Below are 23,485 nucleotides of genomic sequence, written 5' to 3'. Positions count from 1 at the left end.
GGTCGGTTTCAAACTTGACCCGACAACATGCGATAAGGCACATTACCTGAATATGGTGTTCGTACGGCGCAGAGCGTTAGGACTGAAACGGGAATGAGGAACGGCGGACCCAATTGCGGCGTCGAGACCTCAACCGCCCCCGCGACTGTGAGTGGCGAGCGGCTTTCCAAACCACTGTCGGACATATGTCCGGTGGGAAGGGGAAAGTTGGCTGTGACCCACGAGTCAGGAGACCGGCCATGTGGAACGAAATTTATACCGTCGGGTGTGACGGTAAGGAGAATAAACATGACGACTAAAACACTGAACGCTTCCGCAACTGGCCTTGGTTTTCTGCCAGCTGTTTTCGCAATTGTTCTGGGCCTGGGTGTTGTCACCCTGACTGGCCACGTACAGGCCGCCGCTCTGCATGACGCCGCACATGACGTGCGTCACGCAACTGGCTTTCCCTGCCACTAACCAATGTATAGCCGCATTTTGATCAGCGCGTTGTTCGCTGGTGCTGCAGCAGGGTTGATAGCCGCCCTGCTGCAGTTGGTATTTGTGCAGCCTGTTCTGCTCCACGCCGAGCTCTATGAGACCGGTGAACTGGTGCATTTTGGCGGCACGTCTGTGTCTGCCCATCCCGAACTGCCGGGGTTTGACCTGATGCGTGACGGGTTGAGCATCGTCTTCACCATGCTGACCTACACCGGATATACACTGGTGATGGTGGCGCTGATGTCTGTGGCCGAAGGCCGGGGCGCTGAAATCAACGCCCGTACAGGCCTGATTTGGGGATTGGCCGGGTTCATCACCTTCCACTTGGCACCAGGGTTCACCCTTGCCCCCGAGGTTCCGGGCGTGGCCGCCGCTGATGTTGGCGACCGTCAGGTCTGGTGGACCGCAACCGTGGTCACGGCTGGTATCGCCATGTGGTTGATTGCCTTTGGTGGCAACAAGATCAGCTACCTGATCGCCGCTGCCTTGCTGATGGCGCCGCATTTGGTAGGGGCCCCTGAACCCGACAGCTTCTCGGGTCCGGTCCCAACCGAGATCGGCGCCCTGTTTGCCGCCCGCGCCTTTGGCGTTGGTCTGGCCGCATGGGCCTTGGTGGGCACCTTTGCCGGATTTTTCTGGCAGATCGAAGGCGAGCGCGCCGAGACTGCTGCCTGATCAAACTTCCAAATCCTCCGCTGGGATCAGTCCTGGCGGAGGATTTTTATCAAAGGAAGACATAATGTCCCGCCCACTCGCACTTTTTGCAATTGGCCTGCTGTTTGGCGGCGGCGCTGGTTTTGTCATCGCCGCCGGTAACGGTGTCACTTTCGAAGGTCACGACCACGACGACCCATCGCAACACACCAGCATGGAAATGCAGGCCGAGATGACCAGCCACGATCACTCCAGTGCCGTGAACCTGCCCGCCGGGGCTGATGCCCCAGGTCTGGAAATCAAGCTGACCAAAGACCCTATGGCCGGATGGAATCTGCAGGTGATACCGCAGAATTTCCGCTTCGCCCCCGAGAACGCCTCGACGGCTGACATCAGTGGCGAAGGCCATGCGCATGTCTATATCAACGGCGTCAAACTGGGCCGCCTCTATGGCAACTGGTTGCATATCGGTGACTTGCCCAAGGGGGATGCCGAAGTGAAAGTCTCGCTGAACGGCAATGGCCACAGCCCACTGATGGTCGATGATGTTCCGGTCGAGGCATCGGTCACAGTCCAAGTCAAATAATGTGCTGGCCCGGCATCGCCGGGCCGCACCTGCCCTTCCCCTCGGGACGGCGCGCACCCCCCCTCTCGTTCCTGGAGACCAGACATGATCGACCTGACCCTCATTGGAATTGGCACCGGCAATCCGCAGCACCTGACATTGCAGGCCAGTGCCGCCCTGAATGGGGTGGATCTGATCCTGATCCCCAACAAGGGCGCGGGCAAAGATGATCTGGCCGGACTGCGCCGTCAGATCTGTGATCAGGTGATCAAAAAACAAGACGTCAAAATCGTTGAATTCGACCTGCCCACCCGCGATCCAAAAACGCCGGATTACCGCCAGCGTGTTGATGACTGGCACGACGCCATCGCCGGAGTCTGGAGCGCAACCATTGCGGCCCATCTGCCAAAGGGCGGCAAGGTCGGGTTCCTGGTCTGGGGTGATCCCTCGCTCTACGACAGCACCATGCGCATCGCTGACCGTCTGCAGCGCCAGCAAAAGATTGCTCTGACGGTGATCCCCGGCATTACTTCGGTTCAGGCCCTGACTGCCTCCCATGCCATTCCCATCAACGAGATCGGCGCCCCGTTCACCGTGACCACAGGTCGCCAGCTGCGCGATCACGGCTGGCCCGACAGTGCGGATACGCTGGTGGTGATGCTGGACGGCGATTGTTCCTTCCAAAGCCTCGATGCGGAAAATGTGCAGATTTGGTGGTCAGCCTATGCCGGCATGCCCGAAGAGATCCTGATTTCCGGGGCACTCAGCGATGTATCGGACCAGATCATAAAAACCCGCGCAACGGCCCGCGCGGATCACGGCTGGATCATGGATATCTACCTTCTGCGCAGGTGAGAGCCGCTGCAACTGACCCATCCGTTTTGCATAGCCACTGATCCAGCTGGCTGGCCCTGAGACCCGGCTGGCCAGCGCATTACTTCGTCAATCCGATACAGATGATGCCCAGCGACACCACCACCGCAGCCAGCAGGCGGCGGCGTTTGGGACCTTCGCCAAACCACATCACCCCAATCATCGCCGCAAAGATAACCGAGGTTTCACGCACGGCTGAGACCATGCCCAGTGGCGCCAGCGTATTGGCATACAGCACCAGCCCGTAAGCGGTGCCCGACAACACCCCGCCCAGATAGCCCAGCACACAGCTTTTCCACGGCATTTGCCGAACCCGCTGCCAGCGGGTGGCGAAGACGAACACCACCACTGCCAGCTCCGAGACATAGAGCCAACCGATATAACTCATGGCATTATCAGCCAGACGGACCCCAACGCCATCGACCAGGGAATACGATGCGACGATCACCGCCACCGCCATGGCGGCAACAACGCCTGTGCGCGACATGCCACCGCGCACGATACCTTTGGTCAGGATCAACACGCCGACTGAAATGATCAGCACACCGGCCCAGGCCAGAGCGGGCAGTGTCTCACCCAGCCAAAACTGTGCCCCCAGCGCGATCAACACCGGCGACATGCCCCGGGTGATTGGGTAGATCATGCTAAGATCACCCAGCCGGTAGGCCACATTCAGCAGGACATAATACCCCCAGTGGATCACGGTTGACGCAATCACATAGGGCAGCACATCCCAGCCCGGCGAGGGAAACATCGTTACCAGGATCAGGCCTGGGACCACATGCCCCAGTGCAATCAACCCCAATGTGACAGTCCGGTCACCTGCCCCTTTGACCACAGCATTCCAGAAGGCATGCAAAAAGGCCGCGCCCAGAACGATGAGGACAGTTGTGCTGCTCACCCCAGCGAATCCTTGATGGCACTGACTACAATATCCAGCGCCCGGTCCAGATCATCCCGCGAGATGGTCAGCGGTGGTGACAAGGTCAAAACTGATCCGGCCGAGATCTTAAAGCTGAGACCAGCCGCCAATGACGCATAATAGATCGTCTCGGCGCGGGACACATCCGCAGTTTTATCAGTGCGGTTGGTGACGATCTCAATCCCGAACATCAATCCACGACCGCGGATATCGCCCACGATGGGACAATCGCCCAACTGGTTGTTCAACCGCTCCAGCGCATAATGCCCCAGCTCGGCGGCGCGATCCACCAGACCCTCGTCCTGGATGATCTGGATTGTAGTCAGCGCGGCACGGGCGGTGACCGGATTTTTCTCGTGGGTGTAGTGGCCGATGGCGAAATCGCCACAGACGTCCAACTCGGGGCGGACAATACAGGCTGCAATGGGCAGGATGCCACCGCCCAGTGCCTTCCCAACAGTCAGGATATCCGGCACGATTTCATCATGCTCGCAGCAGAACATCTTGCCGGTTTTTCCCAGGCCCGTGGGGATTTCGTCCAGGATCAACAGCGCGCCGTGACGGTCACAGGCGGCGCGGATGGCTTTCCAGAACCCCGGAGGCGGAACAATCGGCACCGCGCGCATCGCCTCGGCGATCACGGCTGATACGTCGCCTTCGCGTTCCAGCACGTATTCAAGCATATTGGCACAGGCCATGGCGCTGTCTTCCAGTGTCTTATGACCATAGGGGCAGCGGGTGGGGTGGAACGGCGCCACATGCTCGGTTCCGGCCAGCAGCGGCCCGGCGATGTGACTGCGAAATGTGGCTTCGCCGCCAACCGAAGCCGCGCCCATCCCGGCGCCGTGGAACGCATCCCAGAACGATAGGGTTTTGAACCGACCTGTTGCGGCACGGGCGATTTTCAACGCCACTTCATTGGCGTCCGAGCCGCCAGTGGTGAACAGGACCTTGCTCAGGTCTCCGGGGGCTATTTCGGCCAGCTTCTCGGCCAGTTCAACCGCGGGTTCATTGGTAAAGCGGCGCGGCGCAAAGGGCAGATCATCCAGCTGGTCCTTGATCGCCTGAACCAAGCGCGGATGACCATAGCCGATGTGATGCACCGAGTTGCCGTGGAAATCCATGAAGCGGCGGCCGTCCTTGTCCTCGATCCAGATACCATCCGCCTTGGCGATGGTGCTGACGCAGGGGCTGGACAGGCTTTGATGCAGGAACGCATCTGAATCGCGGGCCAACAGGGGCGCGGAATTGGGGCCGATGGACTGTTTCAGCCAGGCTTTGCGGGCGTCCGAGGTATTGGACTCCCCTTCGGTGTGAACGATTTGGGTCATCTTAATGCCTCGCACGGGTATCAGAAAAAATCGGGGCCCACGGACAGGCCCCGAAGTTGGGGAGGTTTCAGTTCAGCCGGGCCAGGGCAGTGAGTAGGTTTTCACATTGGTGAAGAACTTCATCGCCTCGGTCACGCCCTCTTTGACGGCGTTACCGCTGTCCTTGATGCCGCCGAATGGCGAGGTTTCGATGCGATAGCCGGGCTGTTCCCAGATGTTGCAAGTGCCCACGTCCAATCCGTTGATATAAGATATCGCCCGGTTCAGATCGTTGGTGCAAACCCCGGAGGACAGACCAAAGTCAGTCGAGTTCGAAATCTCCATCACCGCGTCATCATTGTCCGGCACCCGCACGATCGGAATGATCGGACCAAAGGTCTCTTCCATCACCAATTCGCTGCCATGGGGCACGTGATCCACCACGATCGGTGGCAACAGCGCGCCTTGACGGCCCGGATGATAGAGGATCTTGGCCCCTTCTTTTTCCGCCTGATAAACCCGGTTCTCAAACAATTCCGCCGCCTGGGCATGGATCACACAGCCCAGTTGCGTCTCCGGATCCTGCGGATCGCCAAACTTGATCGCTTTGGCTTTTTCCAGCACCAGAGGCACAAACCTGTCGGCGACGCTTTCCTGAACCAAAATACGCTTGATCGCAGTACAGCGCTGACCCGAGTTGCCGGTGGCGCCCGCCACAGCAATGGTGGCGGCCTTTTCCAGGTCGGCATCCGTCAGGTCGTTGCAGACGATCAGCGGGTCATTGCCGCCCAGCTCCAGCGCCTGACGTTTATAGCCCGCCTTAGAGGCGATCAGCTTGCCCACCGGAACACCGCCGGTGAAGGTGATGATGTCGATGTTATCATTCATCATCATCTCTTCGCCGATATCCTGCGGCAAGCCGGTGACGATCTGGAACATTTCAGGTGGCAGCCCGGCGTCGTACAGAATGTCTGCCAGCGCAATCGCCGTCAGCGGTGTCAGCTCGGTTGGTTTGCACACCATGCAGTTGTTGGTGGCAATCGACGGCGCGATCTTGTGGCTGACCATGTTGAGCGGATGGTTGAACGGGGTGATCGCAGAAATCGCCCGTACCGGCTCGCGCTTGGTATAGATCTTACGCTCTTTGCCATTGTGGGTCAGATCACACGAGAAGATCTGGCCATCGTCCTGCAGGGCCTGTGCTGCGGCGAACAGATAGACATCCTGCGCGCGTTTGGTCTCGTAGATGGCGTGCTGGTGGCAGATGCCCAGCTCCAGCACCAGCCATTTGGCCAGATACTCGCGCCGCTCGCCGATCAGCTCACCTGCGCGTTGCAGGATCTGACTGCGCTCATAGCGGCTGAGCTTGGATTTATAATTGGCCGCGATTTCAAAGGCGCGGGCCGCGTGTTCGGCCGTGCCCGCAGGCACAGTTCCGATCACTTCGTCCGTATAGGGGTATTTCACCTCGATGACGGCATCGGTGAAGACGATCTCACCACCGATGCGCATACCTTCGTTGCGGATTTCTGTTTTGCTCATTGCACCGTCCATTCTTATAGGGCCGCAGCAGCGGTGGCGTAGAAGAAAGCGTCAAAGTTACGCAGAACCGGACGCTCGGGCAAGGGCAACACACGGTTGGCGATGAACGGCACTTCCTGCTCGGTCAGGCCACCATGGCTGCGCAGCGGTTCGTTCAAAGCGGCCAGATCGTGGCGGTGCTCGGACGTGCCGATGCAGATGTTTTCACCCGAGACCAGAACAACGTCACCAATACGGTCGCTTGGCAGCTCAAACCGGGCAACCGCCTCGGCGTTGGTCAGGACATCGGTGATGCCGTCAGTGGCCCGCAGTTTCGCCATGATCTCGGCGTGGTCGGCATCAGCCGGCAGATAAGCGGTCGCAAAGGATCCCAAGGCACCGTGGTGTACGACATAGGGGTCAGTGATTGGCAGGATCAGACGTGCAGCGGCCTCGCCCAGCCATTCGTCCAGCAGGTCCTGAACATAGACCACCGAAGGTGAGCCATCCGCGTGGTGCTTGGGCTTCATGCCGTGATCAGCCGTGACCACAATCGCCGCACCCATGGCGTCCAATTCGGTCAGGTACTTGTCGAACATCTCATAAAACGCTTTGGCCTCGGCCTGATGCGGCGCATATTTGTGCTGCACATAGTCCGTGGTGGTCAAATACATCACGTCTGGCTTCCAGTCGCGCAGCAGTTTGACACCGGCGGCAAAGACAAATTCGGACAGTTCTGCCGAATAAACCTCGGGCTGTGCCATATCCAGCCAATTGCTGGCCGCGTCCTGGCCATGTTCTGCCTGGGTCGAGGTGTCGGATTTTTCAGCCGAGAAGCACTTGGCGCGATCTTCGTCAAACTTCAGACCGGCCCCCAGCAGGGCGCGCAGCTTGTCCTTGGCGGTGACGATCGCAACCCGGGCGCCTGCATCGTAGAATTTGCTGAACACGGTCGGAGCGCGCAAAAAGCGCACATCGTTCATCATCACTTCTTCGCCGGTTTCCGGCTCGTACAGGTAGTTGCCGCAGATACCGTGCACAACGGGGGGGCGACCTGTGGCGATCGACAGGTTGTTGGGGTTGGTGAAAGACGGGATCACCGAGTGCGCAAGACGGTCGGTGCCGGTTTCGCGCATCCGCTTCAGCGTCGGCATCAGGCCGTCAGCGATGGCCTTGTCCAGATACTCGGGCTCACAGCCGTCCAGACAAATCGCAATGGCGCAGACTTTCGGCATAGGATAGCTGCGGCCGTTGGCTTCGATGGGAGATTGAGTTGTCATGGGTCTTCCTTTGTGTATTCAGGCCGCCAGCTTGGCGCGTTCTTCCAGTGCTCGGGAGGGTGGGGTCGCGGATTTCACGCCCATCTCCTCAAGAGTTTCCTTGGCAGCAGCAGTCACCCGCCGCATGACATGTTCATCCATTTGCCCGATGCAGCCGACGCGGAAACTGTCCACCACGGTGAGCTTGCCGGGATATATGATAAAGCCTTTTGCCTTCATCAAGGCGTAAAAATCGGCAAAGACAAACTTGGGATCTGCCGGGCAGAAAAAGGTCACGATAATCGGTGATAACCAGCGATCCTTGAGCAGGGTTTCAAAGCCCAATTCACGCATTCCGGCCACCATCACATCGCGGTTGCGGGTGTAGCGTGCCCCACGGCCGGCGACGCCGCCCTCGGCTTCATGGGCCCGCAGAGCGACCAGAAAGGCTGCGACCACATGGGTCGGCGGCGTGAACCGCCATTGGCCAGTCTTGTTCATCGTGGCCCATTGTGCATGCACATCCAGGCTCATTGAGTTGCTGTTGCCCTTGGCCAGTTCCAGCTCGCTTTTGCGGGCAATGATAAAGCCAAATCCGGGCACACCCTCGATGCATTTGTTGGCCGACGAGACCAGTGCCTCGTAGCGCACCTGCGCCACTTCCAGCGGCAGCGCCCCAAAGGCGGACATGCTGTCAACCAGCAGTTTGCGGCCCGCGGCATAAGTCGCTTCGGAGATTTCCTCGACTGGGTTCAGAATGCCCGAGCTGGTTTCGCAGTGGATTGCCACAACATGGGTGATTTCCGGGTCGTCCGCCAGGATCTGTGCAACCTCAACGCCGCGGGGCGGCAGGTAGTCGCCTTTGTCCAGCACCACGTGGTCACGGCCAAGATAGGCAAGGGTCTGCGCGGTGCGCTGACCGTAGGCGCCATTGGCCAGAACCAATACTTTGCCATCACGCGGCACAAAGCTGCACAACATCGCCTCAACCGAAAAGGTGCCACTGCCCTGCATCGGAACGCAATCGAAGTCGTCGCCCCCCTTCCCCAGCATCGCCAGCAGTCGTGTGCGCAGCTCGGCGGTCATGGCGCGGAAGTCGTCATCCCAGCTGCCCCAATCGCGCAGCATCGCCTCTTTGACGGCGTATGAGGTCGTCAGCGGCCCCGGTGTCAACAAATATGGCTCACCCAAACGGGGGGCAGGAAGCGTATTGTCTAGGCTGGTCATGTTCATCTCCGGACACTCGTTTCAAGGCAAGCATTGCGACATTCCCATCTATATGTAAAATTGCAAAAAACGATCATTCTATAAGTTGAACCTATACAGCTCAGGAGACCGGAAAATGCGTCATAGCCAGTTGAAGGCCTTTCACCATGTGGCCCTGCTGGGTGGGTTCTCACGCGCGGCAGAAGCGCTGCACCTGACCCAGCCTGCAATTTCGGAACAGGTGCGCAAATTGGAACAGGAACATGATGTCTTGCTGTTCAGCCGCGACCGTAAGCGGGTTCAATTGACCGAGGCCGGCGAGCAATTGTTCCTGAGAACCAAACAGTATTTTGAAATTGAATTGCAGATCCACGATTACCTGACCGAAACCAGCGCCGCCGTTCACGGAACCCTGCGCATCGTCGCCGATTCCGCACATCACGTCACCGACATCCTGCGCGTCTATCGTCAGCGCTATCCCAACGTCACGCTCAGCCTGCGGGTCGGCAATACCGAAGAGATCCTGGAAGAGTTGCGGGCCTATAATGCCGAGATTGGTGTCGCTGGCAGCCCGTCACCGGGTAAGGACATGGATATGCTGGATCTGGGCGCAACCGAAATTATCGGCTTTGCCAGCAAGGACTTGCTGCCAAAGGGGAAGACTTCGGTTACTTTGAAGGAACTGTCGAAACTGCCACTGATCTTTCGTGAGATTGGATCAAAGACCCGCGAAAAACTGGTTCAGGAAGCGGCCAAACAGAAAATCACTCTACGCCCCGCAATCGAAGCTGAGGGACGTGAAGCTGTGCGCGAGGTTGTCGCCTCGGGGGCTGGCATTGGCTTTGTCTCGCGGGCAGAGTTTGGCAGCGACGTACGGCTGGTGCCGCTGAAAATCGACGGTCACAACATCAACATGAGTGAATCGCTGGTGCATCTATCCCAGCGCCGGGATGTGAAAGTCATCCGCTCTTTCATGGACTGTGCCCGCAGTCTGCAGCGTTGAAAGCCCCCCACCGAAAGTCTCAGGCGGGGGGGTTTGGTTTTGTTAGCGCGCGCGCCAGGCCTGGGTACGCGCCAAAACACCCTTGGACAGGATCAGGTGAATAATGCGCGCGCCTGCGTTGGTGTAAAAGATCATCATCCCCATCGCCGCCGCCGGAGCGATATCGCCTGCGTCATCCATGTTCAGAACCGCGATCGAGGCGAGCGAGGTTTTGGGTGAATACAGGAACACCACCGCCGACACCGTGGTCATGGCATTGACGAACAGATAGATCGAGATATCCAGCACCGCCGGCAGGCAGACCGGCACCGTCACGCGGCTGAACAGCTTCATGGTTGGTTGCTTCAACGAGGCCGAGACCGATTCAAACTCGCGGTCCATCTGTTTCAAGGCCGTCACCGCCGTCAGGTGGGATACCGTGTAAAAGTGAGTGACAGCCGAGATCACCAGAATGGCCATGGTGCCATAGATCCAGTTCAACGGATTGGCAGGATTGTTGAAGAAGAAGATGTAGGCCAGGCCCAGTACCATTCCGGGGATCGCCATCGGCAGCATCGCGATCATCTGGAACAGCGAGCGCCCCACCCGAAAGCCGTTGGACTTCTCAACGAGATAGGCGCCGAAAAAGATCACTGCGGTGCCGACGACAGCGGTGATCAACCCCAGTTTGATCGAGTTGAAATACGACGCCCAACCGCCGCCATCCATCTTGTCGAACTGATAATTGTTCAGGCTTAAGGACAGGTCATAGGGCCAGAACTTGATCAGGGCTGCAAATTGACAGACCGCCAGGATACCAACGATGAACACGGCCACAAGGCTGGAATAAATCAGAAAGATCCGGTCCATTTTGGCATCTGGGCTGGGCTGGAACGGCACCGAGCGCGCCGACAGTGTTGCCACCTGTTTGCTTTGCACATAGCGATCCAGTGCGAAGGCAAAGATCGCCGGCACAATCAGCACCACCGAGACCACGGCGCCCATTTCAAAGTTCTGCTGGCCGATCACCTGCTTATAGATGTCCACTGCCAGCATATTGAACTGACCGCCGATCACTTTGGGCAGACCAAAGTCGGTGATCACCAAGTTGAACACCACAAACCCCGCCGAGATCAGACCATAACGGGCGCTGGGGATGGTAACAGTCCAGAAGGTACGCCAGGGCGAGGCGCGCAGCGACACCGCGGCTTCGTACAGGCGGGCGTCAGATATCGCCAGCGCGGTTGAGATGATCAGGAAGGCATGCGGAAAGGTGAAGAACACCGAGCCGATAACGATGCCGATGGGACCATAAATACTGGCGCCAAACAGCAGCTCTTTGAGCATGCCCTGATTGCCGAACAGATAGACCAGCGCGATACCGGGCAGCAGCGACGGCACCAGGATCGGTGCCATGGCGATCAGTCGGAACACACCTTTGAACTTCATACAGCTGCGGTTCAGCGCATAGGCAAACCAGAAGGCCAGCGTCACTGTGATCACCGTACTGATGACAGCAATGACCAGCGAGTTCTTGATCGAATTTGACAGGGCCGGCGTCGAGAAATAATTGACGAAGTTGTCAAAGCCTGTTGATTTCATCGGCCGCAATTGAACTCGGCGGAAATTATTGCTGTCCAGTTCCAGCCAGGTGTCTTCGTCATGCAGAGTGGACCCGACCAGGAACCGGCCACCGGGCTGCGCATTGCGGATCTGGTACATCACCGGGCTGCGGAAACTGAAGTCAGGGAACAACTTGGCGACAGGCAGGCGGCCATCTGATCCAGTACTGAGGTCACTGGTGTCAAATGCACCTGTGGCGGCATTCAGATCTACCGGGTTCAATATCGTGCCATCAAACACACCGTCCTGATCTGACACCTGCATTTCATATTGCGACAGCTCAAACCGATAGGTCGAGAAGGACTTTGACAGCATTGCGTAGAGCGGGAAAGCCAGTGTCACAATCAGATACAGCGCAATCACGATCATGCCGCCGCGCATGACAATGTCATCCCGGCTAAGCTTGCCCTTGATCACCGGACCGGGCGGCATTTTGGTGAGGTCAGTGGTCTGGCTGCTCATCAGTTTGCCTCCGGCTGGGCAAAGGCCATCAGGCGATCCTCGGGCAGTTCAACGATCATCGGCTTACCGGAAGCCAGTTCCAGACGACGCACTGCGTTGATTGAAAAATCCGCGATAAGCTCGGAGTTGCCAAAGCCTTCGTTGCGCAGATGGCAACGCCAGAAAGACCCGAGGAATTCCATTTCCTCTAACTGCACTTCGATGCAATTGCTGTTATCAGCGCCGGGCTGATATCCGGCCTCATGGGGGATGATGTCCTCGGGGCGGATAGCCGCAACCACTTGACTGCCCTGAGCAAAGTCATGCGCAATGCAGGAAAATGCGGTCGAACCCAGTGACAAATCCCCATTCGCCGCAACAGCAGAGGTTATCTGGTTCATTTCACCGATAAAGTCGGCCACAAACAGATTGGCCGGCTCGCGATAGATTTCGGTGGGAGATCCGACTTGCTCGATCACGCCCTGGTTCATCACCACGATGCGGTCAGCCATGGTCAGCGCCTCTTCCTGGTCATGGGTCACCATCACGGTGGTCACCCCCAGTTTACGCTGTAGTTCCTTGATTTCATGACGCAAATGCACCCGCACCTTGGCATCAAGTGCCGACAGGGGTTCGTCCAGCAGCAACAGCCCCGGTTTGGTGGCAATAGCCCGCGCCAGCGCGATCCGCTGCTGCTGCCCGCCGGACAGCTGCGCCGGGTATTTACTGCCCTGATCTGGCAGTCCGACCAGTTCAAGCAATTCACTGACCCTGGCTGTAATTTCAGCCTTACCACGACCAGTGTTTTCCAGACCAAAGGCGATGTTTTTCTCAATCGTCAGGTTGGGGAATAGGGCGTAAGACTGAAACACAATGCCAAAGTCGCGTTCCGACGGAGGCAGGTTCGACACGTCTTTGCCATCTTGCAGGACCGCCCCCTTGGTTTGCAGATCCAGCCCGGCAATCGCCCGCAGCAGGGTGGTTTTTCCGCAGCCAGATGGCCCAAGGAAACAAATGAATTCACCTTCATTGATGTCTAACGAAATGTCCTTGAGGGCAAGGAATTCGCCAAAGGCTTTCCAAAGGTTAGAGATGCTCAGGTAGAGATCACCAGATGCTATATGCGTCACGGGGCGTGGTCCTTTAGTCAGCTTAGTCGGCACCAGTCGACACACCGTCGGCGCGGCAACCATACACTGTAGGGAATTTGAAATATTGTGAGATGTCGGGGGACAGATCTGCCCCCCGACCTAAGATTGGTTACTTAGGATCCGACTTGCCGTCGTAGCGCGACTGCCATTCGGACAGGATCGCAGCGCGGTTGTTGGCCGCAAACTCGAAATCGTTGTCGATCATGGCATCCAGCAGACCGGCGGGGAAGTGCTCGACCGGCTTGGCAACTCCAGGATAGGCAACAACCGCATAACCGGTGTTGTACATCTCGTTGGCACCCTGCGTGACTGTGAAATCAACCAGTTTCTGCGCGGCTTCCAGATTGGCGGTTCCTGCTACAATCGCAGTGGCCTCCATGTCCCAGCCAACACCTTCGCTTGGCACGATGATATCCAGTGGTGCGCCGGCCGCTTTGGATTTGGCACCGCGGAAGGCAAAGGAAATACCGATTGGGATTTCACCAGCTGCCGCCAGTTTACAAGGCTTGGAACCAGAGTGGGTATAGCGCGCGATATTGTTGTGCAGCGCGTCCATATACTCCCAGCCGCCTTCTTCACCGAAGATCTGCAACCAGCTGGACACATCCAGAAAGCCCGTACCCGAGGAGTTCGGATTCGGCATGATAAGGTGACCGGCATACTGTGGGTCGGTCAGGTCCTGCCAGGATGTTGGCGGTGTCAGACCAGCCTTTTCGGCCTCTACAGTGTTGTAGCAAACAGACGCCACCCAGGCATCCATGCCAACCCATGCGGGTGGATTGTCGCCATCCACAAACTTGGCGTCCAGCTGTTCAACACCGGCAGGTGCATAAGCTTCCAGCATGCCTTCGGCTTTGAGCAGCAGCAGCGAAGTTGCGGCCAATCCCCAGACCACATCAGCCTGCGGGTTGTCACGCTCGGCCAGCAGTTTAGCAGTAATAATACCAGTCGAATCGCGCACCCAGTTGATTTTGATGTCCGGGTTTGTCTTGTTGAACGTTTCCGCATAGCGGGCCAGATCCTCGGCCTCGACTGCGGTATAAACGGTCAGCTCTGTCTCGGCCGATACCGATGTCGCCAGGAACGCACCCGCGACCAGAGATGTGAGAGTTGATACCTTGAGTTTCATTTTAGTCTCCTCTGTTTTTCTTAGTGAACTTCATACGGGGTTGTTGATCACCCCTTTGTAAGATTTTTGCGAAGCCGCGGTCAGTTTGGCATGATTTTTTAACAAGAAAAATCGATTAAACCTACAACTTCATTAGTTGAGCCTATAGTTGCGACTCTGATCATTCCCCGATCTCCCAAACTGCGGAAGATCCCTTGTGAGACTGCCGACGCAATTTACGCAGGCATATCTATCACTGACAACAAGTTGAGATCACAACATTACCAGCCGCTAACGAGATCGGGAGTTTAGCCTCCTATTCGGACACCCTACTGCGTTATCATGTGTATTTCTATGTTTTCTTGCATAATTGTGCTTTTCTGTCTAGAACCTAGACAAATAGGACTCTGATGCAATTACGCCCTACGGCAAGACGCTCATTTGTGCGCTTGCTCAGAGCTGTCACACTTGGGAACAACCATGACCAACACGCGCATCGTATCGCAAAGCACTGTGGATTTCGCCAGCTATCTGGCCGATCAAGCCAGGCTGGTTTCGCTGCCAGGATTTCGCAAAGATGTTGAAATCGTCAAGAAAAATGACCTTAGCCCCGTCACCGAGATCGATCGGAACGTCGAATCATTTGTGCGCGAGATGGTGAAAAAGACCTATCCGACACATGGGTTTTTAGGCGAGGAATTTGGCTCACTTAACCTGGACGCCGAGGAATTGTGGGTTGTGGATCCGATCGATGGAACCCGCAGTTTTATCACCGGCTGGCCCATTTGGGGCACGCTTCTGGCCAAACTTAATGGCGGAAACCCCGAGATTGGCCTGATCGATATGCCGGCGATTCGGGAAAGGTGGCTGGGTATTTGTGGAAAAACTTGTACATTTGAGGACAGCAGCGGGGCCAGACACGATTGCCGGGTTTCAACCTGTGAGACACTGGCCCAGGCACGGTTCTACACCACCAACATCCTGTACTTTGACGCCGACGACCGGGTCAAAATTGAGACGTTGCTGCAGTCAGCGGCAGTGCCGCGGTTTGGCGGCGATTGCTATTCCTACGGGCTGCTTGCCTCGGGTCATGTGGATTTGGTGGTAGAGGCAAAACTGGAGCCTTACGACTATTTCGCCCTCATCCCCGTTGTCGAGAGCGCCGGCGGTGTTATTACCGATTGGTCCGGAAACCCATTGCATCAGGCCTCGGACGGACGGGTGATTGCCGCAGCAACACCGCAATTACACCAGGCTGCGCTGGAAATACTGCAACAGATCTGACACAGATAGCGCCATGTGGAAAAACCAACGACACCAAAGAATATTCAGACGCCTCGAAGAGCTGCAAAGCGTCACCACCGATGATCTGGTCGAAGATCTGTCGGTATCGCGTGAAACGGTGCGCCGGGACCTGCTGGATATGGAGGCCCTGGGCCTGTTGCGGCGGGTACATGGCGGCGCGGTGTCTGCGGATGCCCATTCAGAACCCCCGTTACATGTGCGCTCCAGCTTGCACGTCAAGGAAAAGCAGTCGATTGCCCGGGCCGCCTGTGATCTGATCACCGATCACAAGGTGATCTTTTTTGACACCGGCAGCACGACCATTTCCCTGGCCCGGCAACTGGCAACAATTCACGGATTGCATGTTATTTCGAATTCGCTGGAGGCGGCAAGCCGCCTGCAGAAAGACTTTGACGCCAATCGCATTTCCAGCCGGGTGACTTTACTGGGGGGCAGCCTGACCGCGTTTGATTTTGCCACGGCGGGACAACAGACATTGCGTCAGATCTCGCGCATTCAGGCAGATATTGCCTTTGTTTCGCCCACTGCAATCGACCCTGAGCATGGCGCCGTGAATGCCGCCGAATCCGAGGCCGAGGTTGCCCTGGCAATGCTGGAAAACAGTCGCGAGAGTGTGGTGTTGGCGGATGCCGCCAAATTCTCGACCAGTGGCAATTATCGTTATTGCCGGTTTGAGCAGATGGATGCGCTGGTGACGGATGCCCAAATTCGCAAGCAAGCGGACCTGGTGCAAAGTGTAACCGAGCGGGTCAAACGACTGATTATCGCGGCATGATCCAGGCCAACAGCCGGCTCAACTGGACTGCTTTGGTGCATAATCGGCCGGGTTCAGTGGCGTCGGCCTGCCGGGTAGCGTCAATTCGGTGACCTGTGGCGCAGTGCGGGCAATCACCTTGCCAGCGCGGATGACTGCCAGACGGGTGGCGCGCAGGCGAATGGCCTCAATCGGGTCCTGAGCCTGCAGCAGCACCATGTTGGCCGCACAGCCCTTGGTCAGTCCGTAACCCTGTAGCCCCATGATCTTGGCCGAGTTTTCGGTCACAGCCTCAAAACACCAGGCCATATCGGCGCGGCTGGACAATTGCCCCACATGCAGCCCCATCGAGGCCACATCCAGCATGTCGGCGCGCCCCAGCGAGTACCACGGGTCCATCACACAATCCGAGCCAAAGCCAACCGTGATTCCGGCCTCGCGCAGTTGCGGCACCCGGGTTTGGCCGCGACGTTTGGGATAGCTGTCGTGACGCCCCTGCAGCATGATGTTGATCAGCGGATTGGGGATGGCGTGCACCTGAGCCTCGGCGATCAGCGGGATCAGTTTCGAGACATAGTAGTTGTCCATCGAATGCATCGAGGTCAGATGCGAGCCGGCCACCCTGCCCTGCAGTCCTAAGCGCTGCGTTTCATAGGCCAAAGTTTCGATATGGCGGCTATGCGGATCGTCGCTTTCGTCGCAGTGCATGTCCACCATCAAGCCGCGCGTTGCAGCAATTTCACACAGCTGGCGCACCGAATCGGCACCGTCTGCCATGGTGCGTTCAAAATGCGGGATGCCGCCGACCACATCGACGCCCATGTCCAGCGCCCGGATTAGGTTCTCCATCGCGGTGGCATCGCGCAGCACGCCATCTTGCGGAAAGGCCACCAGTTGCAGGTCCAGATAGGGCGCCACTTGTTTGCGCACCTCTAACAGGGCCTGAACCCCGGTAAGTGCATCATCGCAAACATCCACGTGGCTGCGAATGGCCCCGATTCCCATAGAGACCGCCAGATCACAGTACCGCAGAGCGCGGCTGACAATGTCTTCAACGCTTTGGATCGGCTTCAACTCGCCCCAAAGGGCGATGCCCTCAAGCAATGTGCCCGATGTGTTCATGCGTGGCGTGCCCAGCGACAGGGTCGCGTCCATGTGGAAATGTGGGTCCACAAAAGGCGGTGAGACGAGGTAGCCAGTGGCGTCGATCACCTCTTGCGCCTCGGCAGAGATATCTGCCTCGACGGATGCGATCATGCCGCCCTTGCAAGCGATATCCATTCCGGTGCGACCGTCTGGCAGGGTGGCGTTTTTGAGGATCAGATCGAACATTTGGGTGCCTCATGAGGGTTTGTGTATTTAGTCATCCGGGTGCGCCTGACCTTGGGGAGGTACAAAGCGCCTTCGCATTTTGCCAAAGGCAAACCTTCGGTTTGACGGGAAGGTCGGGCAATGCCCGTTTTTACCTTTGGCCTTTGAACCAAGGGGTCAGCAAAGCACGCGGATATTCCGCTTTGCGCGCGGCAATGACCAGCGCAAAGATCGACAGCACATAAGGCGCCATCAAGAATACCTGCCCCGGCACCATGGCGCCAACCTCGGTCTGCAGGCGAACTTGCAGCGCATCAAAAGCCCCGAACAAAAGTGCCCCCAGCAGCGCCTTACCCGGCTTCCAGCTGGCAAAGATCACCAGCGCGATGCAAATCCAGCCGCGCCCGTTGACCATGCCAAAGAAAAACGCATCAAAGGCCGACATGGTCAGAAACGCGCCTCCCAGCGCCATCAGCGCCGATCCGGCCATGACGGCCCCGATGCGCAATCCGTAGACAGACAGGCCCTGCGCGTCGACACTGTCGGGGTTGTCGCCCACCGCCTGCAAAGCCACGCCAAGCGCGGTGCGGTTCAGCACATACCAGACCAGCCCCACCAGCCCCAGAGCCAGCATGGTCAGTGCGGTTTGTTGGAATACCACCGGGCCAAGAAACGGAAGATCCGACAGCAGCGGGATATCCAGCGCCCGGAAGGGTTCGATCCGTGGCGGCGATGATACATTGGGCAATGCAGTGCGATAAGTAAAATAGCTCAGCGAGGTGGCAAACAGGGTCACCCCCAGCCCGGAGACATGTTGCGACAGGCCCAGCGGCACCGTCAGAATACCGTGGATCAGACCAAAGAACGCACCGGCAAGGGCGGCAATCAGCACTCCGCCCCACAGACCGGCGCCCAACCAGACGGCCATCCAGCCGCACATGGCCCCGGCGGCAAAGATGCCCTCGATGCCAAGGTTCAGCACTCCTGATTTTTCGCACAACAGCGCGCCGAGCACGCCAAAGATCAGCGGGGTGGCGATGCGCAGCGAGGCGGCCCAGAACGATTCGCTGAGCAGGATTTGCAGAATATCCATCAGGCTGCCCCCACCGTTGGCGTGCTGCGGGTGATGCGATAGCGCGCAACAAAGCCGCCGATCAGCACACAGAGCAATGACATTGAGACCACCAGATCCGCCAGGTAAGACGAGACCCCCATAGCGCGGCTCATACTGTCGGCGCCAACGAACACCGATGCGATGAACAGCGCCGAGATCACCACGCCCACCGGTGACAGGCCTGCCAGCATGGCAACAACGATGCCGGTATAGCCAAAGCCGGGCGACAGGTCGGCGGTCAGATAGCCCTTTAGCCCCGCAACCTCGCTAACGCCGGCCAGGCCGGCCAGACCGCCGGACAGGATCGCGACACCAAACAGCGAGCGGTTGACGCCGATACCGGCGTGACGCGCAGCAGCGGCGTTTTCACCAACCGCGCGCAGGCGGAACCCCCAAACGGATCGTGCCAGCATGAACTGCGCAATGCCGGCCAGCACCAGCGCCAGAATCAGCCCCGAGTGCACCCGCATCCGGGGCATCAATTGCGGCAACATACCCTGATCCAGCACCGGAGCAGACTGCGGCCAGCCCAGGCTCATGGGATCTTTCAACGCGCCCTCTAACATCATCTGTACAAAGATCAGGATGATGAAGTTGAGCAACAGGGTCGTCACAACCTCGTCGGCGCCAAAACGGGTTTTCAACAGCGCCGGCACCGCCATGCCAGCCGCCCCAGCGGCGGCGCCCAGGATAATGATTAGCGGGATCAAGAAGATACCCGGAATGTCTACTGCCCCCGCGCCAATGGCAACGGCGGCCATGGCACCCAGATACAGCTGCCCCTCGGCGCCGATGTTCCACAGCTTGGCGCGAAAGGCCAAGGCAGCGGCAAGGCCAGTGAACATCAAAGGCGTGGCGCGGGTCAGCATTTCGGAAAACGCAAACACCGAGCCAAACACGCCCTTGACCATCTCGGCGTAGGCCAGGGTGATATCCGCCCCAGCCAATGCCAACGGGATAGCGGCCAGAGCGAGCGCAATCACCGCCGACAAGACCGGCACGCCCAGCGTCATTAAACGGCCCGGCGCAGTGCGTGGCTCGATACGAATCATATCTGCTCTCCTGCCATTTTCAGGCCAATGTCTTCGCGGTTGCGGCTGGTAACTTCGGTCAGCTGCCCATCGTGGATCACCATGATGCGGTCCGCCAGCCCCAGAATTTCATCCAGATCCTCAGATATCAGCAGCACCCCGGCCCCAGCTGCCCGCGCCTCGAGAAGGCGGCGGCTGACCTCGGCGGCGGCGCCCATGTCGAGGCCTCGGATCGGTTGGTTGGCCAGGATCAGCCGGGCGTTTTGTTCAAACACCCGAGCCAAGATGAGTTTTTGGATATTGCCGCCAGACAACAGCTGGGCGCGGGCGGTAATGCCGGGGCCGCGCACGTCATAAGATTGGCTAAGCGTTTCAGCGTTGGCCTCAATTGCGCTGCGGTTCAATAATCCATTGGTTTGCACTGCGGGGTCGTCCAGCCGTTCAATGACCATGTTTTCAGCCACCGACATGGCGCCGACAATGCCGTCGTGGTGGCGGTCTTCGGGGATGCGGCCTACGCCAGCTTTGATCATGACTTTGGGATCTGGGTTCAGGATAGCAACGCCGTCGACCTGAATGCTGCCGCTGTCTGGTCGGCGCAATCCGGAAATAACAGCTGCCAACGCCGATTGACCGTTGCCCGAAACCCCTGCAATGCCAAGGATTTCATGGGCATGCACGGTCAGGTTCACATCGGTCAGACTGTCACGCGCCGCCGCGTCTCGAATGCCAAGGCCCGTCAATGTCAGAACCGGTGCGCCGGGTGTCATCGCGTCCCGTGTTGGTGCAGGCGTATCCTCGCCCACCATCATCCGGGCAATGACCCGTTCATCCGCCTCCGAGGTGGCGATCTCGCCGACTTTTGTACCGTGGCGCAGCACCGCGATGCGGTGAGAGAATGCCAGCACTTCGCGCAGTTTATGCGAGATAAAGATCACCGCCAGCCCGTCGCGGGTCATGGCGCCGATGTTTTCAAACAGGGTATCGGCCTCTTGCGGAGTCAGCACGGCGGTGGGTTCGTCCAGCACCAGAATACGGGCATCGCGGTACAGCGCCTTGAGGATCTCAACCCGCTGACGTTCGCCCACCGACAGCCTGCCAACCGGCGTGTCCAGTGGCGCAGTCAACCCGGTGCGATCCATGATCCCCTGCACCTTAGCGCGCGCGCCCGCCCGGTCACGGCGCAGTGAAAACAGCGGCTCGGAACCAAGGGTGATATTGTCCAGCGCTGACAGGTTTTCCGCCAGGGTAAAGTGCTGGTGCACCATGCCAATACCCGCCGACAAGGCCGCCTGCGGATGGCCGAGGGTCAGCGGCTGCATCTCGCCGTTTGGTGACGCCACATCAATACTGCCACCGTCGGGCATGTAGTGGCCAAACAGCATGTTCATCAGCGTTGTCTTGCCCGCGCCGTTTTCACCCAACAGGGCCAGAACTTCGCCGCGATGCAATTCAAGATTGACGGCATCATTGGCCACCACAGAGCCAAACCGCTTGGACAGCGCGTTTAAGGAGAGAATTTTTTGTACGGTCATTGGTCTATTAGCCGATTTTTTGTTTGTCCGGGACGCATAGCGTTCCGGACAGCGCCCGACCCTCCCCACGGGAGGGCGCTTCGCACCCACCCAGGCTCAGGCGCTGTCCTCGGTTACTGTCTACCAATCACTTATCCGATACCGGACGCTCGTCGTTCACATTGACACGGAACATGCCTTCCATGATCGACGTTTCGGTCTCTTGGACCCGGGATAGCACCTCGGCAGACACCAGCGTTTTATCCACTACCAGCGAGCCACCGCCGTAGCCCATAAAGCTGTATTGGCCATAATCAGCAGCCTCAAAAGTGCCCCCAGCCACGGCCGCAACAGCGCGGTCGATCGTGGGTTCCATATGCCACAGGGCCGAGGTCAAAATAGTGTTGGGATAATCACCTGAGGTGTCAATCACATTGCCGACAGCCTTAACACCGCGTTCAACCGCAGCATCTGCGACGCCAAAGCGTTCCGCAAACATGATGTCAGCACCCGCATCCATCATCGCAAAGGCGCTTTCTTTGGCTTTGGGCGGATCATACCAGCTGTCGATGAAGTTCACGAGAAACTTGACGTCGGGGTTGGTGGCGCGCGCGCCCTCCATAAAGGCGTTCATGAGGCGGTTCACTTCGGGGATGGCATAGCCACCGACCATGCCGATCACGTTGCTTTCGGTGCTGGCCCCGGCCACCATTCCAGACAGGTAGCTTGGCTCGTGGATCCAGTTGTCAAACACCGAGAAGTTTGGCGCGACCGGACCAAAGGACGAGCCCATCAGGAACCCGGTTTCAGGATAATCCGCGGCCACTTTACGCGCAGCGCGTTCCAGACCGAAGACCTCGCCCACCACCAATTGCACGCCTTGCTCGGCGTATTCGCGCATCACCCGCTCGTAGTCGGTGTTGGCGACGTTTTCTGAGAACACATAGTCAATCTCGCCGCGATCCTTGGCGCCATTCAGCGCCAAATGAATTCGGCTGATCCATTGTTGTTCGACGGGCAGCGTGTAAATGGCTGCGACTTTGACGGTTCCTGCCAGGGCGACCCCGGCGGGCATCATAAGCGCCAGCGCTGCCGTTCCGGCCAACATAGCCCGTCGTGAAATAGAAAATTTGCTCTTCATTTGCCAATCCCCGGTTGTGTGAATGACACAATGAGGCATTTATTTAACCAATCGGTCAATAAAATTCGCACTCAGGGCACTCCAGAGGACCAACTGGCCCTCTGGCACAGAGCTTTGTGCTGAACCCGCACAATTGGCGGGCAGGCCGTCTGGCGTGCTACCGCAGGCGCTGCTCGGTTGTCTTGTCAAAGAACAACACATCAGAATCGTCAAAGCTCAACTTGACCGTACAGCCCTCGGGGATCTCTTCGTCGCCACGGGTTTCGACGGTGATGCGACCGCCGCCCGGCGCGGTCAGGTAGTCATAAGCAACACCACCCAGACGCTCGCGGATATCGAGTGTGATATCGCTGTCCCCCTCGGTGATGTTCAGATGCTGTGGGCGCAGGCCAACATAGACCGGCTGTCCTTCGCCCGGCAAAACAACCGAGGCCGCAACTACCGCATCACCCAACGCAGGCACACGGACTTTGCCGCCCTCGACCACGCCATCGATAAAGTTCATGCTGGGAGAGCCGATGAAACCGGCCACGAATTTGTTGTCCGGATCTTTGTACAGATGCATGGGGCTGCCGACCTGTTCAATCCGGCCATCACGCAACACAACAATCTTGTCGGCCAGCGTCATCGCCTCGACCTGATCATGGGTCACATAGATCATGGTGGCGCCGATTTCCTTGTGCAACCGGGCGATTTCGATCCGCATATCCACACGCAACTCGGCATCGAGGTTGGACAAGGGCTCGTCAAACAGGAACACCTCGGGGCCACGGACAATGGCGCGGCCGATGGCCACCCGCTGGCGCTGGCCGCCAGACAGAGCCTTGGGTTTGCGCGACAGATAATCGTCCAGTTTCAGGATCTTCGAAGCAGCGGCGACCTTTTCCTGAACCTCCCCCTTGGGGTGGCCCGTCATTTTCAGGCCGAAGCCCATATTTTCTTCGACCGTCATATGCGGGTAAAGTGCGTAGGTCTGGAACACCATGGCCACGCCGCGTTCGGCGGGATCGATGGCGGTGACATCGCGGGCGCCAATTGTGATCTGTCCGGCAGTGGTTTCTTCCAGCCCGGCCACCATCCGCAATAGCGTGGATTTACCGCAGCCTGATGGCCCCACAAAGACGCAAAATTCACCGTCTTCGATCGTCAGGTCAACGCCGTGGATCACCTGAATGTCGCCATATTTCTTGATCACGTTGTTTAGTGTCAGTCCCGACATA

Annotated in this window: 21 protein-coding genes and 1 riboswitch; of the genes, 7 read left to right on the top strand and 14 right to left on the bottom strand. The window is 58.2% G+C overall.

The genetic code is table 11. The annotated features are described in order from the left end of the window. Window positions 1-36: 36 nt before the first annotated feature. Window positions 37-256, top strand: a riboswitch (cobalamin riboswitch). Between the two features lie 32 nt (window positions 257-288). The 4 genes from EBB79_RS05310 to cobF all read left to right on the top strand — a co-directional run bounded on the left by EBB79_RS05310 (window position 289) and on the right by cobF (window position 2,554). Next, window positions 289-459 (top strand): CbtB domain-containing protein, encoded by a 171-nt coding sequence (locus tag EBB79_RS05310; RefSeq protein ID WP_127747932.1) that lies wholly within the window; start codon window positions 289-291, stop codon window positions 457-459. A gap of 3 nt (window positions 460-462) precedes the next feature. Further along, window positions 463-1,155, top strand: coding sequence for a CbtA family protein (locus tag EBB79_RS05305; protein ID WP_127747931.1), 693 nt, complete (start codon window positions 463-465; stop codon window positions 1,153-1,155). A 64-nt stretch (window positions 1,156-1,219) separates the two neighbouring features. Continuing rightward, the gene (locus EBB79_RS05300) at window positions 1,220-1,720 is read left to right on the top strand and encodes a hypothetical protein (RefSeq protein WP_127747930.1); all 501 of its coding nucleotides are present in this window, start codon (window positions 1,220-1,222) and stop codon (window positions 1,718-1,720) included. A gap of 84 nt (window positions 1,721-1,804) precedes the next feature. Then, window positions 1,805-2,554 carry a precorrin-6A synthase (deacetylating) gene (cobF, locus tag EBB79_RS05295; protein ID WP_127747929.1) on the top strand — a complete coding sequence of 250 codons (750 nt, stop codon included), beginning with the start codon at window positions 1,805-1,807 and terminating at the stop codon, window positions 2,552-2,554. 79 nt (window positions 2,555-2,633) lie between these two features. Here the strand turns inward: cobF and EBB79_RS05290 are convergent, their stop codons facing one another. From EBB79_RS05290 to EBB79_RS05270, 5 genes are all read right to left on the bottom strand, one after another. Then, a complete protein-coding gene (locus EBB79_RS05290; RefSeq protein WP_127747928.1) occupies window positions 2,634-3,473 on the bottom strand; it encodes a DMT family transporter in 840 nt (279 codons plus the stop codon). After that, entirely contained in the window at window positions 3,470-4,825 is a 1,356-nt protein-coding gene (pbfA, locus tag EBB79_RS05285) for a (R)-1-hydroxy-2-aminoethylphosphonate ammonia-lyase (protein ID WP_127747927.1), read from the bottom strand. Before pbfA ends, EBB79_RS05290 begins: the two co-directional genes overlap by 4 nt. A gap of 72 nt (window positions 4,826-4,897) precedes the next feature. Then, window positions 4,898-6,346, bottom strand: coding sequence for a phosphonoacetaldehyde dehydrogenase (phnY, locus tag EBB79_RS05280; protein ID WP_127747926.1), 1,449 nt, complete (start codon window positions 6,344-6,346; stop codon window positions 4,898-4,900). 14 nt (window positions 6,347-6,360) lie between these two features. After that, window positions 6,361-7,605: a phosphonoacetate hydrolase gene (gene phnA / locus EBB79_RS05275; RefSeq protein WP_127747925.1), complete on the bottom strand. Its 1,245-nt coding sequence runs from the start codon at window positions 7,603-7,605 to the stop codon at window positions 6,361-6,363. Window positions 7,606-7,623: 18 nt separating this feature from the next. Further along, window positions 7,624-8,811 carry a 2-aminoethylphosphonate--pyruvate transaminase gene (locus EBB79_RS05270; protein ID WP_164860747.1) on the bottom strand — a complete coding sequence of 396 codons (1,188 nt, stop codon included), beginning with the start codon at window positions 8,809-8,811 and terminating at the stop codon, window positions 7,624-7,626. A 115-nt stretch (window positions 8,812-8,926) separates the two neighbouring features. On the opposite strand from EBB79_RS05270, the gene EBB79_RS05265 reads away from it, so the two are divergent. Continuing rightward, window positions 8,927-9,793 carry a LysR substrate-binding domain-containing protein gene (locus EBB79_RS05265; RefSeq protein ID WP_127747923.1) on the top strand — a complete coding sequence of 289 codons (867 nt, stop codon included), beginning with the start codon at window positions 8,927-8,929 and terminating at the stop codon, window positions 9,791-9,793. 42 nt (window positions 9,794-9,835) lie between these two features. Here EBB79_RS05265 and EBB79_RS05260 read toward each other — a convergent pair whose 3' ends face one another. From EBB79_RS05260 to EBB79_RS05250, 3 genes are all read right to left on the bottom strand, one after another. Then, entirely contained in the window at window positions 9,836-11,857 is a 2,022-nt protein-coding gene (locus EBB79_RS05260; RefSeq protein WP_127747922.1) for a putative 2-aminoethylphosphonate ABC transporter permease subunit, read from the bottom strand. Continuing rightward, the gene (locus EBB79_RS05255) at window positions 11,857-12,966 is read right to left on the bottom strand and encodes a putative 2-aminoethylphosphonate ABC transporter ATP-binding protein (RefSeq protein WP_238705002.1); all 1,110 of its coding nucleotides are present in this window, start codon (window positions 12,964-12,966) and stop codon (window positions 11,857-11,859) included. Before EBB79_RS05255 ends, EBB79_RS05260 begins: the two co-directional genes overlap by 1 nt. A 130-nt stretch (window positions 12,967-13,096) precedes the next feature. Then, complete coding sequence (locus tag EBB79_RS05250; protein WP_127747920.1) at window positions 13,097-14,116, bottom strand: putative 2-aminoethylphosphonate ABC transporter substrate-binding protein; 1,020 nt, start codon at window positions 14,114-14,116, stop codon at window positions 13,097-13,099. A gap of 459 nt (window positions 14,117-14,575) precedes the next feature. Here EBB79_RS05250 and EBB79_RS05245 point away from each other — a divergent pair, with 459 nt between their 5' ends. Both EBB79_RS05245 and EBB79_RS05240 read left to right on the top strand, forming a co-directional pair. Then, window positions 14,576-15,379: an inositol monophosphatase family protein gene (locus EBB79_RS05245; RefSeq protein ID WP_127747919.1), complete on the top strand. Its 804-nt coding sequence runs from the start codon at window positions 14,576-14,578 to the stop codon at window positions 15,377-15,379. Window positions 15,380-15,392: 13 nt separating this feature from the next. Further along, window positions 15,393-16,175 (top strand): DeoR/GlpR family DNA-binding transcription regulator, encoded by a 783-nt coding sequence (locus EBB79_RS05240; protein WP_127747918.1) that lies wholly within the window; start codon window positions 15,393-15,395, stop codon window positions 16,173-16,175. Between the two features lie 18 nt (window positions 16,176-16,193). Here EBB79_RS05240 and EBB79_RS05235 read toward each other — a convergent pair whose 3' ends face one another. From EBB79_RS05235 to EBB79_RS05210, 6 genes are all read right to left on the bottom strand, one after another. Next, a complete protein-coding gene (locus EBB79_RS05235) occupies window positions 16,194-17,486 on the bottom strand; it encodes an amidohydrolase family protein (protein WP_127747917.1) in 1,293 nt (430 codons plus the stop codon). A 130-nt stretch (window positions 17,487-17,616) separates the two neighbouring features. Then, complete coding sequence (locus tag EBB79_RS05230; RefSeq protein WP_127747916.1) at window positions 17,617-18,558, bottom strand: ABC transporter permease; 942 nt, start codon at window positions 18,556-18,558, stop codon at window positions 17,617-17,619. After that, entirely contained in the window at window positions 18,558-19,628 is a 1,071-nt protein-coding gene (locus tag EBB79_RS05225) for an ABC transporter permease (RefSeq protein ID WP_420850395.1), read from the bottom strand. Before EBB79_RS05225 ends, EBB79_RS05230 begins: the two co-directional genes overlap by 1 nt. Further along, a complete protein-coding gene (locus tag EBB79_RS05220) occupies window positions 19,628-21,145 on the bottom strand; it encodes an ABC transporter ATP-binding protein (protein ID WP_127747914.1) in 1,518 nt (505 codons plus the stop codon). Before EBB79_RS05220 ends, EBB79_RS05225 begins: the two co-directional genes overlap by 1 nt. Window positions 21,146-21,272: 127 nt before the next feature. Beyond that, on the bottom strand, window positions 21,273-22,265 hold the full coding sequence (locus EBB79_RS05215; RefSeq protein ID WP_127747913.1) for a BMP family protein: 993 nt from the start codon (window positions 22,263-22,265) through the stop codon (window positions 21,273-21,275). Between the two features lie 157 nt (window positions 22,266-22,422). Continuing rightward, window positions 22,423-23,484 (bottom strand): ABC transporter ATP-binding protein, encoded by a 1,062-nt coding sequence (locus tag EBB79_RS05210; RefSeq protein ID WP_127747912.1) that lies wholly within the window; start codon window positions 23,482-23,484, stop codon window positions 22,423-22,425. Between the last annotated feature and the right edge of the window lies 1 nt (window position 23,485).

The sequence above is a fragment of the Parasedimentitalea marina genome (assembly GCF_004006175.1).
Lineage (GTDB): Bacteria > Pseudomonadota > Alphaproteobacteria > Rhodobacterales > Rhodobacteraceae > Parasedimentitalea > Parasedimentitalea marina.
This window is presented reverse-complemented; position numbering and strand designations above follow the sequence as displayed.

Excerpts from the sequence above, each read along its gene's own strand:
- EBB79_RS05310 (WP_127747932.1), top strand. The coding sequence starts at position 289 with ATGACGACTAAAACACTGAACGCTTCCGCAACTGGCCTTGGTTTTCTG.
- EBB79_RS05305 (WP_127747931.1), top strand. The coding sequence starts at position 463 with ATGTATAGCCGCATTTTGATCAGCGCGTTGTTCGCTGGTGCTGCAGCA.
- EBB79_RS05300 (WP_127747930.1), top strand. The coding sequence starts at position 1,220 with ATGTCCCGCCCACTCGCACTTTTTGCAATTGGCCTGCTGTTTGGCGGC.
- cobF (WP_127747929.1), top strand. The coding sequence starts at position 1,805 with ATGATCGACCTGACCCTCATTGGAATTGGCACCGGCAATCCGCAGCAC.
- pbfA (WP_127747927.1), bottom strand. The coding sequence starts at position 4,825 with ATGACCCAAATCGTTCACACCGAAGGGGAGTCCAATACCTCGGACGCC.
- phnY (WP_127747926.1), bottom strand. The coding sequence starts at position 6,346 with ATGAGCAAAACAGAAATCCGCAACGAAGGTATGCGCATCGGTGGTGAG.
- phnA (WP_127747925.1), bottom strand. The coding sequence starts at position 7,605 with ATGACAACTCAATCTCCCATCGAAGCCAACGGCCGCAGCTATCCTATG.
- EBB79_RS05270 (WP_164860747.1), bottom strand. The coding sequence starts at position 8,811 with ATGACCAGCCTAGACAATACGCTTCCTGCCCCCCGTTTGGGTGAGCCA.
- EBB79_RS05265 (WP_127747923.1), top strand. The coding sequence starts at position 8,927 with ATGCGTCATAGCCAGTTGAAGGCCTTTCACCATGTGGCCCTGCTGGGT.
- EBB79_RS05260 (WP_127747922.1), bottom strand. The coding sequence starts at position 11,857 with ATGAGCAGCCAGACCACTGACCTCACCAAAATGCCGCCCGGTCCGGTG.
- EBB79_RS05250 (WP_127747920.1), bottom strand. The coding sequence starts at position 14,116 with ATGAAACTCAAGGTATCAACTCTCACATCTCTGGTCGCGGGTGCGTTC.
- EBB79_RS05245 (WP_127747919.1), top strand. The coding sequence starts at position 14,576 with ATGACCAACACGCGCATCGTATCGCAAAGCACTGTGGATTTCGCCAGC.
- EBB79_RS05240 (WP_127747918.1), top strand. The coding sequence starts at position 15,393 with ATGTGGAAAAACCAACGACACCAAAGAATATTCAGACGCCTCGAAGAG.
- EBB79_RS05235 (WP_127747917.1), bottom strand. The coding sequence starts at position 17,486 with ATGTTCGATCTGATCCTCAAAAACGCCACCCTGCCAGACGGTCGCACC.
- EBB79_RS05230 (WP_127747916.1), bottom strand. The coding sequence starts at position 18,558 with ATGGATATTCTGCAAATCCTGCTCAGCGAATCGTTCTGGGCCGCCTCG.
- EBB79_RS05220 (WP_127747914.1), bottom strand. The coding sequence starts at position 21,145 with ATGACCGTACAAAAAATTCTCTCCTTAAACGCGCTGTCCAAGCGGTTT.
- EBB79_RS05215 (WP_127747913.1), bottom strand. The coding sequence starts at position 22,265 with ATGAAGAGCAAATTTTCTATTTCACGACGGGCTATGTTGGCCGGAACG.
- EBB79_RS05210 (WP_127747912.1), bottom strand. The coding sequence starts at position 23,484 with ATGTCGGGACTGACACTAAACAACGTGATCAAGAAATATGGCGACATT.